This window comes from Mycobacterium sp. 852002-40037_SCH5390672 (assembly GCF_001665875.1).
Lineage (GTDB): Bacteria > Actinomycetota > Actinomycetes > Mycobacteriales > Mycobacteriaceae > Mycobacterium.
The window spans coordinates 131,637-147,429 of sequence record NZ_LZTA01000097.1 but is presented as its reverse complement, the minus strand read 5'-3'; the positions used below and the strand labels follow the sequence as shown (position 1 = coordinate 147,429).

Below are 15,793 nucleotides of genomic sequence, written 5' to 3'. Positions count from 1 at the left end.
AGACGGCACCCCGGCGCTGACTCCTCCAACCCAACCCCGGCGTCGGGGTGTCCTGCTGTGCCCGTCGCCGACGCGCGTTGTGTCCGACGCGTTCCCTTTCGCGGCCCGCCGCAGGCTCCCGACTTCGGCGGCCTCGCCACGTCGCTCGCCGGTGGGGTGGGGCGCCAGCCACGACGTCCACCGACGCCGCCAAGACCCTGGCCGGGCTGCCCTCGTTCGAGGACACCTAATCTCAGGTGCAGACCGCTATGGCCGAAATTGACTCGGCCCCAACCGATTGAGCCCCGCAGGGGGCGGGCAAGTAGGGTGCCACCGACATGCAGGTCACGCACGACAACCCCGGAATCCACGACGCGGGCTTCCACGGCCCGACCGGAATCGTCATCAAGCTCGGCTACCGGCGCCACGTCGTCGTCTCGGGCTACACGGGTTGCCGGTTGCCGCGGTACAAGAAATAAGCACCTCACTCGAGGTGATCGCGCCCGCCCGGCACGCTCGCCCCGACCGCCGCAAGCGCGGCTTCATCGAGGTCAGACGGCGAGATGGGTTGCCCGTCCGGGACTTCGCCGTTTTCGATCGCCTGACTGCGGCCCAGCGCGATAGTGGCCGCCATCATCGCCACCGCCGCGAGGACGAGGGCCAGCGCCGGCAGGCCGCCCACCGCCAGGTGCTCACCGAGCACGACAACCCCGAGCAGGACGGCGACGACCGGTTCACCCACCAACATGATCGGCACGGACGCCTGCAGCGCACCGGCATGAAACGCGGAGTTCTGCACCGCGGTCACGGTCACCGCCAGCGCAACCAGCACATACGGGGCCGGGACGGTCAACAGCGCATGCCAGCCGCCGACCGCGAAGCGGTGGGTGCAGACCTTCGTCACGACGGCGATCATGCCGAGCAGGATCGCCACCGCGGCGCCCAGCAGCGAGGCCCGGACCCGTCCGGCGGCGCGGTGAGCGGCGATGACGGAGGCGATCACCGACGGCACGGTGATCGCCAGCGCCAGCGTCCAGGCCGGAATCGGCGGACGGCTATGCCCTTCACGGGGCTGGCCCACCAGCAGGAAAACCGCCAGTGCGGCCGTCAGCAGCATCGCCCACCCCCACTGGGCCCGACTGATGCGCTGGTGGCACAGGGCCGCGCTCAACGGCAGCGCGAACAGCAGCGACGACACCAGTAGCGGCTGGACCAGCAGCAGGGATCCGTGCGCCAGCGCCACGGCCTGAAACGTGTAACCGGCGACGGCGGCGACGGTCCCCGCCCACCACAGCGGCTGACGAACCAGGGTCGCCGCCATCGCCGCGGACATGGCCTCATCACCGGGAACGCGGTGGGTCGCTCGCTGCCGAACGACGATTCCCACGGCAGCCCACAATGCGGAAAGCAAAGCCGAGAAGATCGCAACTGCGTGTACCGTCACCCACCCCATGCCCCGATGGGTACCCGCGACCCCGATGCGGTTAACTCGTCGGGCCGACGCGGCGCCCCCGGGCACGTATCCCCGCTCGGGATCTCCGGCCCCGGTCGCCCTACCCTGGGTGGCCGACGGGAAGTTCGTCGTGCCCGGCCGATCGAAAGGAAATATGGTGCGTACCAGAGTAATCACCATAGTGGCGCTCGTCGCGGCCATCGCGTCAGCGGCGCTGACCCTTCTGTCATGGATCGACTTGAGCCACTTGGGATTCCCCATCCGGTGGAATGGTCTGGGCATGTACGTGGGCGAGGACGCCGAACACTATGGCCCCATGCTCTCGGGCATGGTGGACGGCGCGCCGGGATGGATCGTGCTGATCGCCTCGATCGCGGCCGCCGGTGCCTTGCTGGCCGCGTCGCGAGTGCGCCGACTTGGGCTCGTCGCGTGCGGCTGCGCGGTGGTGGCCTTCGGCACCGCCGTCGTGTGTGTGGCGAATCCGGCAGTACTGGTCGGTGGCACCAAGTACGAAATGGGAGCGTCCGGGCTAGCGGACCGGGATTTCGTGAACTCCGGCGCATTGGTCGCCGAAGCCGCGGCCACCGGCGTGCTGGTGATCTGCACCGCCCTCATTGTTGTCGGCGCAAGACGCCGTAGCGAAGGTTGATTCGCCGGCAGCGTTAAACGGGGTGCAGGCTGACGGCGATGCCGGATTAGCGCAGCATGCCGGTCACCACATCGATGTCGTCCTTGTTGGTCAGGCGGTTGGCGTCGGCGGCCCGGTGACCGTGTGTATGGACACGGCGCCGCGCCGAAGGGAGTCGTCGACCTTCGCGATGCCAGCCCCCATCCGTTCGACATGCTCGTCGACCCAGGCGGCCGGCGGCTCGCGCGCGGCCTCGAGACTGACAGTGCGTTTTTCGCCAATGGCGCTCTCCGGTAAAGTTGCCGCGGTTAGGCCAGCCTTAGTTATCCTCGGGGCGGATCAGCATTGATGCTGGCAGTGGACTAGGGGAGTGGGCCCAGGGTGACGGAGACAACCACGCAGCCGGTGGCGGACGAATTCGACCGCCGGCCGCCGGTATCGCTGCGTACGCGTGGCCGCTGGCTGCGGTGGGGACTGCTGTCGGTATGGGGCCCCGGCCTGGTGGTGATGCTGGCCGACACCGACGCGGGCTCGCTGATCACCGCGTCGCAGTCCGGAGCCCAGTGGGGCTACCGGATGGTGCTGCCGCAGCTGATCTTGATGCCGGTCCTCTACGTCGTGCAGGAGATGACGGTGCGGCTGGGCATCGTCACCGGGCGCGGTCACGGTTCGCTGATCCGGGAGCGGTTCGGCCGCGGCTGGGCGTGGCTTTCGGCGTTCACCTTGTTCGCGTCGGCAATCGGGGCGTTGCTGACGGAATTCGCCGGCGTCGCCGGAGTGGGCGAGCTCTTCGGCGTCTCGCGGTGGGTGAGCATCCCGGTCGCGACGGTCGCGCTGTTGGCGCTGGCACTGACCGGCAGCTACCGGCGCGTCGAACGCATCGGCCTTGTCGTCGGCGCGGCCGAATTGGCGTTCCTGGTGGCCATGGTCATGGCCCGGCCCGATCCGAAGGCACTGGTGGACGGTCTGTCGTCGATGCCGCTGGGCAACTCGTCATATCTGCTTTTGGTCGCGGCCAACGTCGGCGCGGTCATCATGCCCTGGATGATCTTCTACCAGCAGGGCGCGGTGGTCGATAAGCGCTTGTCGCAGAGCACGATTCGGCAGGCTCGTTACGACACCGCGTTCGGCGCGGTGCTGACCCAGCTGATCATGATCGCGGTGGTGATCACCATGGCCTCGACGATCGGCGAACACAGCGGCGGGGCGGCGCTGGAAACCGTCGGCCAGATAGCCCAGTCGCTCACGCCCTACCTGGGCCACGTGGGCGGGACGGTGCTGTTCGGCCTGGGCATGCTGGGTGCGGCGCTGGTAGCCGCGATCGTCGCCTCGCTGGCCGGTGCGTGGGGGCTTGCGGAGGTGTTCGGCTGGAAGCACACCCTCAACGAGCGGCCCAACCGCGCCACCGCCAAGTTCTACCTCACCTACGGACTCGCCCACATCGTGGGCGCGGCGCTGGTGCTGGCCAGTGTCGACCTGGTCAACCTGGCCGTGGACGTCGAAGTCATGAACGCGCTGCTGTTGCCCATCGTGCTGGGCCTGCTGCTGGCGCTGGAAGCCAGGGCGCTGCCTGAGCAATGGCGGATGCGGGGGCTGCACAAATACATCACCCGCGCATTGTGTTTCGTGACCATCGGCTTCGGCCTTTACATGGCGCCGCAGGCCCTCGGCCTGTTCTGAGCGCGGCCCAGCGTCAGAGCCCTGGTCAGAACCAGGGTCCGGGGTAGTGGCCGTCCTGGTCTTGCACCATGACGATCTCCTTGCATTCGCCATTGGACGCCGGCGCGGTCTCGCCGCGGCACACCAGCGTCCATCCGGAGATCCGCTCGAACGGGCGTAGCGACCAGTTCGTTGCGACGGGATCGGTTGCGGGCAAGGCGATTACGGAGAACGTTCCGCCGGTGCCGGTGATGTACAGGTGGTCTTCAAAAAACGCCAGCTTGGAAATCGACAGTTTCTGGGCGTCGTCTCGGCTCTTCTGGAAGTCCCACTGTTGGCTGCGCAGGTTCCACACACCGAAGCCGAACTGGGAGGTGTCCGAGCCGTGGCCGTCGACGAACAGTTTGCCGTCGGACAGGGCCGCGGTCAGCCCGCCGCCCGAGATCCGGTCGGAATCGCCGATCTTGATGATGGATTTGGCGTTGAGGTCGTAGAACATCGTCGACAGCACCGGGGGGTTGTACGAATCCCAGTGGGTGAGCTTCACCAGTTTGTTTGGGCCGTCGGTCAATTCGGCGTCGACGGATTGCACGTCGTTGTCCTGATAGATCGCTTCTCCGCTCGGCCGGCGCAGCTCGGCGCCAGATGTCTTGGCAGGCTCGGTGTTGCGCGCAAACGCGAGCACGTCCTGCCAGACCCGCCCGGGCTGCGGATCGTTCCACATCATCGACAGGTCGCCACCGGACAGGACGACTGTCCGGGGCGGCGAGGCGGCACCGTGGCCGTCGATGAAGGCGTTCAGCCACGCCACGCCCGACGCGGTCGAGGCCAGTCCCCAATCCTTCGGCGGGGCCAGCTTCAGGTCGGGGGCGGGCGGCTGCAGCTCCTTGGCGGCCACCTGCTGGCCCGATTTGGAGTCGTAGACGTAGGCGGTGGTTGTGGTGACTGGGGCTGTGGGGGCCTGCGCAGGCTTGAGGGTCGTGACGACGTACACGACCTTCATGTCGTCCGCCGTGCCGGTCAGCGCGCACATGCCACCGGTGAGGTTCTCCCCGGCCGGAACCGTGGGGATGGCGGGTGCGACGTATTGCCCGGTTTTCGGGTCGAAGATTTTCGGACGGATGTCCTCGAGCGCCGATTTGCTGGCCGAGAATTTGTCCGGACAGCCGAAATACGCGGTTCCGCCGTAACTTTTCCAGTCCTTTTCCAGTGGCCCGGTTATGGGTACGGGCGGGGCGGCCGCCCGCGAGCTGGTTTTCGAGACGGATGTCGAGGTGGTGGGGGTGAGCGGGGGCGGCGCCGCGGTTTCCGAACAGGACGCCACGGTCAGGCAGGCGGCCGACGCGATCGCGGCAGGCCTCCACGTGGACAGGCAGCGTCGCGCCGCATGCCCCCAGGCTGCACGCATCAAGAACCCCCAGTTACGTTCGTGTAACCAAGCAGCGTAAAGCCGTCCCGGTGCGACCGCGACTTGTGCGCACGGCGGTCTTTGTCACAGCAGGCGACGGCTCGGCGCTAACTATCGGTCGAATTCGATGGGCAGGCTCTTCGGTCCGCTCAGGCTCACCATCGGCTTCCATGGCGCCGGTCCGGCCGTACGCGGGTTTCGCAGCCGGTTCGCGAGCACGGTCAGCGCTTCGGCGATCTCGCGCCTGGCGAGGTTGGCACCCAGGCAGTAGTGCACGCCACCGCCGAAGGTCAGGATGGGCGGCGCGGCCTCGCGAGTGATGTCAACGCGGTCGGGGTCGTCGTACACGACCGGATCACGGTTTGCTGCAAAGGTATTCACCAACACCGCCGTGCCGGCGGGGAACAGGTAGCCGTCGATTTCTGCATCCTCGACCACCAGGCGCAGGGTTCCGCAGGCGATCGGCGAGTGCCGCATGGTCTCCTCGACGGCACGCATCGCCAGCTCGGGCCGCCGGCGCAGCAGCTGCCACTGTTCGGGGTGTTCGCACAGCACGTGCACCGAGGCGGCCACCTGGTTGCGGGTGGTGTCCGTGCCCGCCAACAGCAGACCGCCGGCCAGCATGCGCAGTTCGGCGGCGTCGAGACGGTTGCCCTCGTCCTCGGCGCGAATCAGGTCGGACAGCAGGTCATCGGTCAAACTGTGTCGTCGGCGGGCGACCATCTCGTCGACGTAGTCGTCGAGCGCGCGCCACGCGTGCATCACGACCGGCTCGACTTCGCGGAGGTCGACGGTGAAGCTGAAGGCCTTGAACACGTCGTCGGCCCACAACGAAAACTGTTGCCAATCCTCGCGGGGTGCGCCGAGCAGCGCGCAGATGACCGGAACGGGGTACGGGCGCGCGATATCGGTGACGACGTCACAGTGGCCCGCGTCCGCCACCTGATCGACCAGCTCGTTCAGCACGCCGACCATGGTGTCGTGCAGACGCGCAACCGTTCGCGGGGTAAAGGCTTTGGAGCACAGACCGCGCAGTCGGTGGTGCGCATCACCTTCCAGGCACAGCAGGCTGTTGGCCACCTTGTCCCACAGTGGGCCCGACGTGATGTCCTGGGCGAGCAGGTTGATGCCGGGCGGGATCTGGAACCGGGTATCCCGAAGGACGGACCTGACCAGGTGGTAGGAGAGCACCTCGGGGCCGTGCGGTCCCAGCGCGACGGGGGCTTGCCGCTGCGCCTCGCGCAGGCGCGGGTAGACCTGGGCGGGTGTTTCTTCGGGGTCGTAATCCAGCGTCGGCAAATCGGCGTCGAAAACGTTTGGGGGAGCGGCACCGACGGTCATGACGGTCTCCTTGATTCCGCAGACGCTGCGGACGACTTTCAGACAATGTATGGCCACCACTGAGGAGTGTCAACGATATCGGCCCGGCAAGGTGCAGGGCTTGCGGTTCGCCGGCCGGGCGGTCGGGGAAGGCGCCATACACCAAAAAGAAAGTGGATTGCCGGCGATACGCGCGGCGATGCTCAGTCGCGCGCGCGCAACCGCACCATCCGCGTCGTCGACGTCTCGTCCAGCTCGACGACATCGGCTCGCGAACGCAAGAAATCGCTGAATGAGCGGAAACCCAAAGACCTTTCACTGAACGACGGGTCCATCCGCTTCATTTGAGCCTTCACAGCGGAGTTGTGCAGCCAGTCGACGTCGTCCTTCTCCAGGCCGATCCGCAGGGCGCGCGTCAGCAGCGCGGTGGCGGCGGTCTGCGGGTCGGGCTGCTCGTCGGGCTCGTCGGGCTCCTCGGGCTTGACCGACTTGCTGCGGCCGGTCCCCTTTTTCGGCTTGGCCTCCTGCGGGTCGGCGGGAGCCGGTTCGGGCACCGGAACCCCGGGCAGCGCGTCGTAGATGACGAACTCGTCGCAGGCCGCCGCGAGCGCCCGGCTGGATGCGCCGGCCACTCCGATGCCCACCACGTACCGGCCCAGGCGCTTACAGCGCTGGGCCAGCGGAATGTAGTCGGAGTCACCGGCCACGATCACCACGTGGGTCAGGTCGGGCAGCCGGAACATGTCCTCGACCGCGTCGACGGCCAAGCGGATATCGGCGCCGTTTTTGCCGTAGGCGGCCGCCGGGAACAACTGCACCAGATCGACCGCGCGCGCCACCAGTTGTCCGCGATACCCTGCGTTGATATCGGCCGACCAGTCCGCGTAGGCGCGAGTGAGCACCAGGGTCCCGAACGACGACGCGAAGTCGAGGACCGCGCCGACGTCGACCGTCGCCCGGTCCAGCCGATCGGAGTACTGCTCGAGCCCCTTGGCCTTGTCCCGCTGAAACGAATTCCGCCCGTGAATCTGGTCGTACCGCGAGATCACGATGTTGTCGAAGTCGAGGTAGACGGCCACGCGGGTCGCAACCGGTTCGGTCATGCACTAGATCATTGCTCAGCCGTGTGCGCCCGGGCGGGGCGGAGGCGTTTTCGGTCACGATTCGCCCGGCCTGATCATGAGCAGGACCAAATCGGGTACACAGGCCCCATGACTGAGATCAAGTTCCTCGAGCTGCACGGCGATCGCGTCGCCTACCGCGACGAGGGTGAGGGCGAGGCGCTCCTGCTCATCCACGGCATGGCGGGCAGTTCGGAGACCTGGCGGTCGGTGATACCGCCGTTAGCGAAGAAGTTCCGGGTCATCGCCCCGGACCTGCTGGGCCACGGCGAGTCGGCGAAGCCCCGCACGGACTACTCATTGGGCGCATTCGCGGTGTGGCTTCGTGATTTCCTCGACGAACTCGGCGTCAGCCAGGCCACCCTGGTCGGTCAGTCGCTCGGCGGTGGGGTCGCGATGCAGTTCGTTTATCAGCATCCCGATTACGCCAAGCGGTTGATCCTGATCAGCAGCGGCGGCCTGGGCCCCGACGTCGGATGGGTGCTGCGGCTGCTTTCGGCGCCAGGGGCCGAGCTGGTGTTGCCGATCATCGCGCCGCCACCTGTGCTGTCCGTCGGCAACAAGGTCAGGTCCTGGTTGAGAAGCGCCGGCATCCAGTCGCCGCGCGGTGCCGAGTTGTGGAGCGCCTACTCGTCGCTGTCGGATGGCGAAACACGGCAGTCGTTTCTGCGGACGCTGCGATCGGTCGTCGACTACCGCGGGCAGGCGGTCAGCGCGCTCAGCCGGCTGCGGCTGCGTGAGGATCTACCGGTGATGGCGATCTGGGGGGAGCGCGACGGCATCATTCCCGTCGCCCACGCGTACGCCGCGCACGAGGCGCGCACGGACGCGAGACTCGAGGTGCTGCCCGATGTCGGTCACTTCGCTCAGGTGGAGGCGCCCAACCAGGTGGTGGAGCTGATCGAGGATTTCATCGCCACGGGCGAGCGCCGCGACACGGAGAGCCAGCAGCCGAGCTTGTGATCGATGGCTACCCGTCGTAGTCGGGCAGCTCGAAGTCGTCGCGCACGCTTCCCGCGAGAAGCCTTGTCATCGGGGCGAAATTCATGGTGCGCAGGGCCAGGTTGCGCAACCACAGCCCGGATCGGGTCCGGGTGGCGAAGAAGCCGATGTACCGTGCGGCACCGGCCTGCTTGCTTTCGATGAAGGGACGTAGGCGGGTCTCGTAGGCGTCGAACGCGCGGCGATGGTCGTCGCCGGCGCGCGCGAGTTCACCGGCCAGCACGTAGGCCTCGGTGATCGCCAGGCCGGTGCCCTCACCACCCAGCAGTGAAATGCATCCGGCCGCATCGCCGACCAGTAGCACCCGGCCCCGCGACCAGCGGTTCATGTGGATCTGGCTGACGACGTCGAAGTAGAGGTCATCAACATCGTCGAGTGCGGCCAGCATGTCGTTGGCTTCCCAGCCGCAGTCACCAAAAATAGTGTGCAGCTGCGCTTTTGGCGTCACAGCGGTGCCGTGTTCGTCGCGGAAGATGAACAAGAACGTGGTGCGGTCGCCGCGCAGCGCGAAACGGGCCAATTGCCGCCCGGGTGCCGCGTAGGTGACGTAGGCCAGCTCGTCGCGCGGCCGGTAACCGTCGACCGTGCAGGCCGCGACCTTGCAGCCCAGATAGCGCTCGAATTGTCGCTCGGGGCCGAAGACCAGACTGCGCACGTGTGAATGCAGTCCGTCGGCGCCGATCACCAGGTCGAAATCGCGCGTTTCGCCCCTGTCGAGGGTGAGTCGGACGCCGTCGTCGCGCTCGTCGATGGTGGCGATGCAATCGGCGAATATCGTTTCGACCTTGTCCTCGATGGTGGCGTAGATCGCGGCGGCCAGATCGCCACGCGGCAGGCTGGTGAAGTCGGTGCCGAGGAGCCGGCGAAAGACGTTCACGTCCACGTCCGCCTTGACCTCGCCGTGCGAGCCGACCGAACGCAGCCGTTCCATCTCGTATCCGGCGGCCCGGATCGGCTCTTCGATGCCCATGCGCTTGGCCACCTGGTAGCCGACGCCCCAGAAGTCGATCATGTAGCCGCCGGTGCGAAAGTGCGGTGCCTGCTCGATCAGCGTGGGCGCGTGGCCGGTGCGATGCAGCCAATGCGCCAGCGCCGCCCCGGCCACGCCGGCACCGCTGATGGCGATTCTCATGATGGCCTCTACGGTCGCACCAACTGCCATGTGACGTCCAGCGGCTCGACCAGCCCGAGTGCTCGATCGATCCCGGCTAGCGCGCCGCCGGACACGCCTCCCGGTAGTCGACCTGCCAGTGCTTGATGCCGTTGATGAAGGACGAACGCAGCCGTTCGGGATCGCCTGCCGAGCTCAGGTCGGGCAGGTGATCTGCGATCGCGTTGAACATCGCCTCGATCGTCATGCGGGCCAGGTTGGCGCCGATGCAGTAATGCGCTCCCGTGCCGCCGAAGCCGACGTGTGGGTTGGGGCTGCGCAAGATGTCGAAGGTGAACGGGTCATCGAAGACCTCGTCGTCGAAGTTGGCTGACCGGTAGAACAGCGCCACCCGCTGGCCCTTTTCGATGGCCACACCGCCGAGTTCGGTGTCTTGGCACGCGGTGCGTTGAAACGCCGTGATGGGTGTGGCCCAACGGATTATCTCGTCGGCTGCGGTCTTGGGTCGCTGCGCTTGGAACAACTCCCACTGGTCGGGATGGTCGGTGAAGGCCATCATTCCCTGGGTGATCGAGTTGCGGGTCGTCTCGTTTCCGGCCACGGCCAGCGTGACCACGAACATGCCGAATTCGGCCTCCGAGAGGCGCTGGCCCTCGGCATCCGCCTGGATCAGCGTGGTGACGATGTCGTTACCGGGTTCCTCGGCCTTGCGCGCGGCCAATTGCATGGCGTACCACATCAATTCACCGGCCGACGTCAGCGCGTCATTCCCGGCGAACTCCGGGTCGTCGCCGCCGATCATGTTGTTGGTCCAGTCGAACAGCTTGTCGTAGTCCTCCGCCGGCACGCCGAGCAGGCCCGAGATCGCCTGCAGCGGTAGCTCGCAGGCCACCTGGCGGACGAAGTCGCCCGAGCCCGCCGCCGCGGCCTCGGTAACGATGCACCGCGCCCGCTCGGTAAGTTCGGCGCGCAACCGCTCGACGGCGCGAGGCGTGAAGGCACGCGAGACGATCTTGCGCAGCCGGCTGTGCTCGGGGTCGTCCATCATGATCATCGAGGCGCGCCCCGCCTCGATTTGCCCCTGCGCCAAGTCTTCTCGGTAACGCGGCACGATCGACTTGGCGGCCGACGAAAAGACGTCGCTGCGCAACGAGACCTCGCGGATGTCGCGGTGCTTGGTCACCACCCAGTAGCCGCCGTCGCCGAAGCCGCCTTGATCGAGCGGCTGCTCGTTCCACCAGATGGGTTCCGTGACACGCAGTTCGGCGAACTCCTGCACTGGAAGCCGCTGGGCGTAGATGTCGGGATCGGTGAAATCGAAGCTCGGCGGAAGGTTCGGTGTCGCCATGGGATTTCTCCTCGACTCCTGCCGGCTGACCGCGGCGGTTAGCACGATGGTAACCGCGCGCGTTCGGATCGCCTAGCAAATCTCGGGGCGCACCGGATCAGCGCGACGCGGGACTGGCCGTCCTGACGCTTTCGCGCCCACCGAGATTGGTGGCCGCGGTGATGACGGCGCGCTCGATCTGGCGCAGGGCGTGCACGGCGGTGAGGAATCGCCGGGTGTCCGCGCCCAGGTCGCCGCGGCCGTCGCCGTCCTGTTGCCGCGCCACCGTTTCGGCGGCATCAAGCTCGTCGGCCGCCGAGACCAGCGTCGGTGCGTGGCCCCCCTCGATGGCCTCCTGCAACGCCTCGATGTTGCGTCGCGTCTGGGCCGCGGCCGCCGAAAAGGCTTGCGCTAGTTCCTCGGCGAGCGATGGTGACCCGACCGGATCCTGATACTGCTCGGCGCTGCGCGCCAGGCTTCGGCCGTAACGGTCGCAGGCCGTGAAGATCCGCAGGGCGCGGCGGATGCTGCGCCGCCCGGCAAATCCGGCGACACCGGCCACCAACGGCTTGGCGGTGACCCGGAACTGCTGCAAGTCCCGATCGAGCTGACGCGCCTGTTCCGAGGGGCTGGCGTATTCCTCTTCGCCGAACATGGTCGCGGCCGAGATCTCGATCAGGAGGGACAGGCTCGTCAAGAAGGCCCGGGTATCGCTGCGGATCGCGGTTCTGGTGTTGGTCGGCAGCACGACAACCGCGACGGTGGCCCCGATGACGGCACCGATCGCGGTCTCTTCGATCCGCAGCATCAGCACGCCGAACGAGAATTGGCCGAGCAGGCCGTACAGCAACGCCAACATCGTGGTGATCCAGAACGTCATCAGGCTGTAGGTAACCGTCATGAAGTAGAAGGCGCAGAACAAGCACACGAAGATGCCGACCAGCGCGGCGGTCTTGTGGCCGGTCAGCAGCGTGGCCACCAGCACGCCGCAGGGCACGCCGAGCAGGGTGCCGATCAGGCGTTGCCAGCCCTTCGTCAAGGTTTCGCCCCAGGAGTTGGTGCCGGCGAAAATGACGAACGCGGCGATCACCGCCCAGTACCAGCGCGCCGGCGACACCAGCTCGCCGACGACGATGGCCAACGATGCGGCGACGGATACCTGGATGGCTTGCCGGGTGGTCGGCGGCAGTCCGGTGGCCTGCTCTTCCCCGGTGGCCGCGTCGGACGCGGGGCCATCGGGCACCGGGGCAGGTTCGTTGTCGGCCTCGTCGATGGGCCGGCCGGTGGCCACTCGCTCGACGATTGCCCGTACGTCGGAAGAAGCTGTCGCGGCGTTGATTATCGCCAGGGCGAGGCGGCGTACGGCCGTGCTGCCCGCGTCATCACCCCCCGGGGCTGAAGCGGGGCACTGCTCGTCCAGCAGCCGCTGCGCTTGATCGGCGGCCCGGCGCAGTCCCTCGGGTTCGGGAAGCCGGATGGCTCGCGCCAATTCGGTGAGCGCGTCGACGAGTGCGGCCCGGGTGGGCACGGGGATCGAATCCGGGGACTCACAGGCAAGGACGGCCGCCCGTCGACCGGCGGTGGCCACCCATTCGATGGCCAGCTCGGCATCCAGCAGCCACGGGGCCAGTTGTTCGGCGGTGACGCCGGGCCACAGGGTGGCCGGGTCGGCCTTGTCTTCGATCTGGCTCTGCACCATCAGGGCGGTCTCGTTGAGCCGGACGGTGCGGGCCCGCATGCGGCGGCGGCGCCGGTCATCGAGGCGGCCCGTCCGCACCGCTTCGGCGGTGGTGTCGATGACGATCGCCATCCGGGCCCGCAACGCCCGAATGGTGGCACGCAGCACCTGCTCGGGTCGATCGGGCATCACGTAGGTGCTCATCACAAAGGTGCACACGGCGCCCACCGCGACCGCCCCGATCATCCAGGGCAGCTCCGCGAGGCGGGCATGCAGGTACAGCGTGAAGAAGTAGGACATGAACGCGACCATGCCCAGCGCCCTGCCCCGCGCACCGAAGCGCCGGACGTACGCCGCGGTGAACACGACGATCACGAAGACGACGTCGCTGGCCACCGTGTGCGGGGCCAGCACCGCGGCCGCGGTGATGGCCACCGCGGCCGGCAGGGGCAGCAGCGCCATGGTGATCCGCTGCTGACGAGGGTCGGGTTCGTTGACCGAGCGTGACGCGACCATGGTGATGACGACACCCAACAGGGCGACGGTCAGGGGTTGTCCCGTCGCCCTGGTCAGGATGTACAGCGCCAGCAGCGAAAGGCCAAGCGCGGCCGTCGTCCGAGTCGCCATTCGCAGCCGGAGTAAGCCAGGATCGGAGCCGATCACCCAGTTGCGGGCGCGTTCGTAAACAACAGTTATTTCGGATGACCGCCTCTCTTGCGCTTACCCACCATGGTTACCCGAACCGCACCTCGGCGACCAAGCTAGTCTTCGACATCGTGACGGGGCCGACGCGGGCGAAGCTGGCTGACGGTCGTGACCTGCTGTTCTTCGCGCTGCCCGGGCATCGTCCGGCGCCGGTCGAGGATCGCCGACCGCTGCCCTCGCGTGCCACCGAGCTCCCTGCCCAGTCGCAGTTGCGGTTCGACCGATCCACCGGGCAGTGGGTGATCATCGCGGCGCTGCGCCAGGACCGCACGTACAAGCCGCCGCCCGAGGCGTGCCCGCTGTGCCCGGGTCCGACCGGGCTGACCAGTGAGGTGCCCGCCCCCGACTACGACGTCGTCGTGTTCGAGAACCGATTCCCCAGCCTGTCCGGCGCGCTGCCGTCGTTGCCCGCCCCGGCGCCGGTGCCCGCCGATGACGGCTTTGCGAGCGCGCCCGGGCATGGCCACTGCGAAGTGATCTGTTTCTCGGCCGACCACACCGGGTCCGTCGCCCAGCTGGGGCCGGAGCACGCGCGGCTGGTCGTCGAGGCGTGGCGGCACCGCACCGCCGACCTGATGGCCAGACCGGGCGTCGAGCAGGTGTTCTGTTTCGAGAACCGCGGCGAAGAAATCGGGGTGACGCTGACCCACCCGCACGGCCAGATCTACGGCTACCCGTTTCTGACGCCGCGCACCGCCAGCATGCTCGAGCAGGCGCGTTTACATCGAAAACGGCACGGCAGCAACCTCTTCGGCGACCTGCTGGCACGCGAGGTCGGCGACGGCAGCCGCGTCATCGCGCGCAACGAGCTGTTCACCGCGTTCGTGCCGTTCGCGGCGCGCTGGCCGGTCGAGGTGCACATCTACCCAAACAGGTTCGTGCACAACCTGACCGAACTCGGCGAGGATGAGGTGGACGAATTCGTGCAGGTCTACCTCGACGTGCTCAAGCGCTTCGACCGCATGTATTCCGCGCCGCTGCCTTACATCTCGGCGCTGCATCAATACGCCGACACCGCGGCGCAGGCCGAGGGGTATTTCCACGTCGAATTGATGTCCATCCGGCGCAGCGCCACCAAGCTCAAGTACCTCGCAGCGTCCGAATCGGCGATGGATGCCTTCATCGCCGACGTCACCCCGGAAAGCGTCGCCGAGCGGCTGCGCGAACTGCGATGACGATCCGCTACGCCGCACCGGGACGGATCAACCTGATCGGCGAACATACCGACTACAACCTGGGTTTCGCGCTGCCCCTCGCATTGCCGCAGCGCACCGTGGCGACGTTCACGCCCGCCGACGATGACGCGATCACCGTGGTCAGTGACCGCGCGCACGCCCCGGTGCGCGTTCGGATCGGCACCGTTCCCGGTGAGGTGGGCGGTTGGGCGGCCTATGTGGCCGGCGTGATGTGGGCGCTGCGCCAGGGCGGCCACCCGGTGCCGGGCGGCACGATGTCGATCACCAGTGACGTGGAAATGGGGTCGGGCCTGTCGTCGTCGGCGGCGCTGGAATGCGCGGCGCTGGGCGCGATCGCGTCTGCCGCCGGTGTCCGCATCGACGCAGGAGAACAGGCCCGGCTGGCCCAGCGCGCCGAAAACGAGTACGTCGGCGCGCCAACGGGTTTGCTCGACCAGTTCGCCTCGCTCTTCGGCCGGGAAACGACGGCCGTGCTGATCGACTTCGCCGACCTCACTGTCACGCCGGTGGTTTTCGACCCGGCCGCCGCGGATGTTGCGTTGTTACTGATCGACTCCCGGGAACGCCACAGCCATGCCGGCGGCGATTACGCGGCGCGGCGCGCGTCGTGCGAGCGGGCGGCCGCCGATCTGTCGGCGTCCTCCCTGCGCGAGGTGCAGGACATCGCGGGCCATCAGGGGCCCGCCGTCTTGGCCGGCGTGCGTGACCCTGTCGACGCCCGTCGCGCCCGCCACGTGCTCACCGAAAACCAGAGGGTCATCGATTGCGTTGCCGCGCTGCGAAAGTCGGACTACGCCGAAGCCGGGCGGATTTTCACCGCCTCACACCACTCCATGCGTGACGACTTCGGCATCACCACCGAACGCATCGACCTGATCGCCGACACCGCCGTGCGCGCGGGCGCGCTGGGGGCCCGGATGACCGGCGGCGGATTCGGCGGCTGTGTGATCGCCCTGGTCCCGCTGGACCGGGCGGACGCGGTCGGCGAGGCGGTGCAGCGGGCCGCGGTCGACGCCGGCTTCGAGCAACCCACCGTCACCCGAACCCACGCGGCCGCGGGCGCGGGACTTGCGTGAGGGAGCCGGCGTCAACCTCGGGCGGCGGACAGCGGCGCGTCCGCTGAGCCGCCCCCAAACTTACTCTCCCGCCAATTTCGTCATTCCGCCGTGACCAGTGGTCAGGAAATGTAACCTGACCGCCATGGGG

At 67.7% G+C, this 15,793-nt stretch carries 13 protein-coding genes; 6 read left to right on the top strand and 7 right to left on the bottom strand.

Annotation, left to right across the window (positions count from 1 at the left end; all coding sequences use genetic code 11):
- Positions 1 to 317 precede the first annotated feature (317 nt).
- Positions 318 to 458: an LppA family lipoprotein gene (locus A5782_RS17770; RefSeq protein WP_231986714.1), complete on the top strand. Its 141-nt coding sequence runs from the start codon at positions 318 to 320 to the stop codon at positions 456 to 458.
- A 5-nt stretch (positions 459 to 463) separates the two neighbouring features.
- On the opposite strand, the gene A5782_RS17765 is transcribed toward A5782_RS17770, so the two are convergent.
- Entirely contained in the window at positions 464 to 1,432 is a 969-nt protein-coding gene (locus A5782_RS17765) for a DMT family transporter (protein WP_067102941.1), read from the bottom strand.
- 154 nt (positions 1,433 to 1,586) lie between these two features.
- Between A5782_RS17765 and A5782_RS17760 the strand changes: the two genes are divergently transcribed.
- Both A5782_RS17760 and A5782_RS17755 read left to right on the top strand, forming a co-directional pair.
- Positions 1,587 to 2,081, top strand: coding sequence for a hypothetical protein (locus A5782_RS17760; RefSeq protein WP_067102938.1), 495 nt, complete (start codon positions 1,587 to 1,589; stop codon positions 2,079 to 2,081).
- 360 nt (positions 2,082 to 2,441) lie between these two features.
- Positions 2,442 to 3,740 carry an NRAMP family divalent metal transporter gene (locus tag A5782_RS17755; protein ID WP_067102936.1) on the top strand — a complete coding sequence of 433 codons (1,299 nt, stop codon included), beginning with the start codon at positions 2,442 to 2,444 and terminating at the stop codon, positions 3,738 to 3,740.
- A 25-nt stretch (positions 3,741 to 3,765) separates the two neighbouring features.
- On the opposite strand, the gene A5782_RS17750 is transcribed toward A5782_RS17755, so the two are convergent.
- The 3 genes from A5782_RS17750 to A5782_RS17740 all read right to left on the bottom strand — a co-directional run bounded on the left by A5782_RS17750 (position 3,766) and on the right by A5782_RS17740 (position 7,550).
- A complete protein-coding gene (locus tag A5782_RS17750; RefSeq protein WP_067102934.1) occupies positions 3,766 to 5,127 on the bottom strand; it encodes a hypothetical protein in 1,362 nt (453 codons plus the stop codon).
- Between the two features lie 111 nt (positions 5,128 to 5,238).
- On the bottom strand, positions 5,239 to 6,468 hold the full coding sequence (locus A5782_RS17745; RefSeq protein WP_067103161.1) for a cytochrome P450: 1,230 nt from the start codon (positions 6,466 to 6,468) through the stop codon (positions 5,239 to 5,241).
- Between the two features lie 182 nt (positions 6,469 to 6,650).
- Entirely contained in the window at positions 6,651 to 7,550 is a 900-nt protein-coding gene (locus A5782_RS17740) for an NYN domain-containing protein (RefSeq protein ID WP_067102932.1), read from the bottom strand.
- Positions 7,551 to 7,658: 108 nt separating this feature from the next.
- On the opposite strand from A5782_RS17740, the gene A5782_RS17735 reads away from it, so the two are divergent.
- Positions 7,659 to 8,531 (top strand): alpha/beta fold hydrolase, encoded by an 873-nt coding sequence (locus A5782_RS17735; protein ID WP_067102930.1) that lies wholly within the window; start codon positions 7,659 to 7,661, stop codon positions 8,529 to 8,531.
- A gap of 7 nt (positions 8,532 to 8,538) precedes the next feature.
- Here the strand turns inward: A5782_RS17735 and A5782_RS17730 are convergent, their stop codons facing one another.
- From A5782_RS17730 to A5782_RS17720, 3 genes are all read right to left on the bottom strand, one after another.
- The gene (locus tag A5782_RS17730; protein WP_067103159.1) at positions 8,539 to 9,702 is read right to left on the bottom strand and encodes an FAD-binding domain; all 1,164 of its coding nucleotides are present in this window, start codon (positions 9,700 to 9,702) and stop codon (positions 8,539 to 8,541) included.
- 76 nt (positions 9,703 to 9,778) lie between these two features.
- Positions 9,779 to 11,029 (bottom strand): cytochrome P450, encoded by a 1,251-nt coding sequence (locus A5782_RS17725; protein WP_067102928.1) that lies wholly within the window; start codon positions 11,027 to 11,029, stop codon positions 9,779 to 9,781.
- 97 nt (positions 11,030 to 11,126) lie between these two features.
- Entirely contained in the window at positions 11,127 to 13,349 is a 2,223-nt protein-coding gene (locus tag A5782_RS17720; protein WP_067102926.1) for an FUSC family protein, read from the bottom strand.
- A 38-nt stretch (positions 13,350 to 13,387) separates the two neighbouring features.
- On the opposite strand from A5782_RS17720, the gene galT reads away from it, so the two are divergent.
- Together galT and A5782_RS17710 are read left to right on the top strand one after the other, a co-directional pair.
- Positions 13,388 to 14,566, top strand: coding sequence for a galactose-1-phosphate uridylyltransferase (gene galT, locus A5782_RS17715; RefSeq protein WP_067102924.1), 1,179 nt, complete (start codon positions 13,388 to 13,390; stop codon positions 14,564 to 14,566).
- Positions 14,563 to 15,663, top strand: coding sequence for a galactokinase (locus tag A5782_RS17710; RefSeq protein ID WP_067102922.1), 1,101 nt, complete (start codon positions 14,563 to 14,565; stop codon positions 15,661 to 15,663). Before galT ends, A5782_RS17710 begins: the two co-directional genes overlap by 4 nt.
- Positions 15,664 to 15,793: the final 130 nt, after the last annotated feature.

Coding starts and splice junctions, on each gene's coding strand:
- A5782_RS17770 (WP_231986714.1), top strand. CDS start 318: ATGCAGGTCACGCACGACAACCCCGGAATCCACGACGCGGGCTTCCAC.
- A5782_RS17765 (WP_067102941.1), bottom strand. CDS start 1,432: ATGGGGTGGGTGACGGTACACGCAGTTGCGATCTTCTCGGCTTTGCTT.
- A5782_RS17760 (WP_067102938.1), top strand. CDS start 1,587: ATGGTGCGTACCAGAGTAATCACCATAGTGGCGCTCGTCGCGGCCATC.
- A5782_RS17750 (WP_067102934.1), bottom strand. CDS start 5,127: ATGCGTGCAGCCTGGGGGCATGCGGCGCGACGCTGCCTGTCCACGTGG.
- A5782_RS17745 (WP_067103161.1), bottom strand. CDS start 6,468: ATGACCGTCGGTGCCGCTCCCCCAAACGTTTTCGACGCCGATTTGCCG.
- A5782_RS17740 (WP_067102932.1), bottom strand. CDS start 7,550: ATGACCGAACCGGTTGCGACCCGCGTGGCCGTCTACCTCGACTTCGAC.
- A5782_RS17735 (WP_067102930.1), top strand. CDS start 7,659: ATGACTGAGATCAAGTTCCTCGAGCTGCACGGCGATCGCGTCGCCTAC.
- A5782_RS17730 (WP_067103159.1), bottom strand. CDS start 9,702: ATGAGAATCGCCATCAGCGGTGCCGGCGTGGCCGGGGCGGCGCTGGCG.
- A5782_RS17725 (WP_067102928.1), bottom strand. CDS start 11,029: ATGGCGACACCGAACCTTCCGCCGAGCTTCGATTTCACCGATCCCGAC.
- galT (WP_067102924.1), top strand. CDS start 13,388: ATGACCGCCTCTCTTGCGCTTACCCACCATGGTTACCCGAACCGCACC.
- A5782_RS17710 (WP_067102922.1), top strand. CDS start 14,563: ATGACGATCCGCTACGCCGCACCGGGACGGATCAACCTGATCGGCGAA.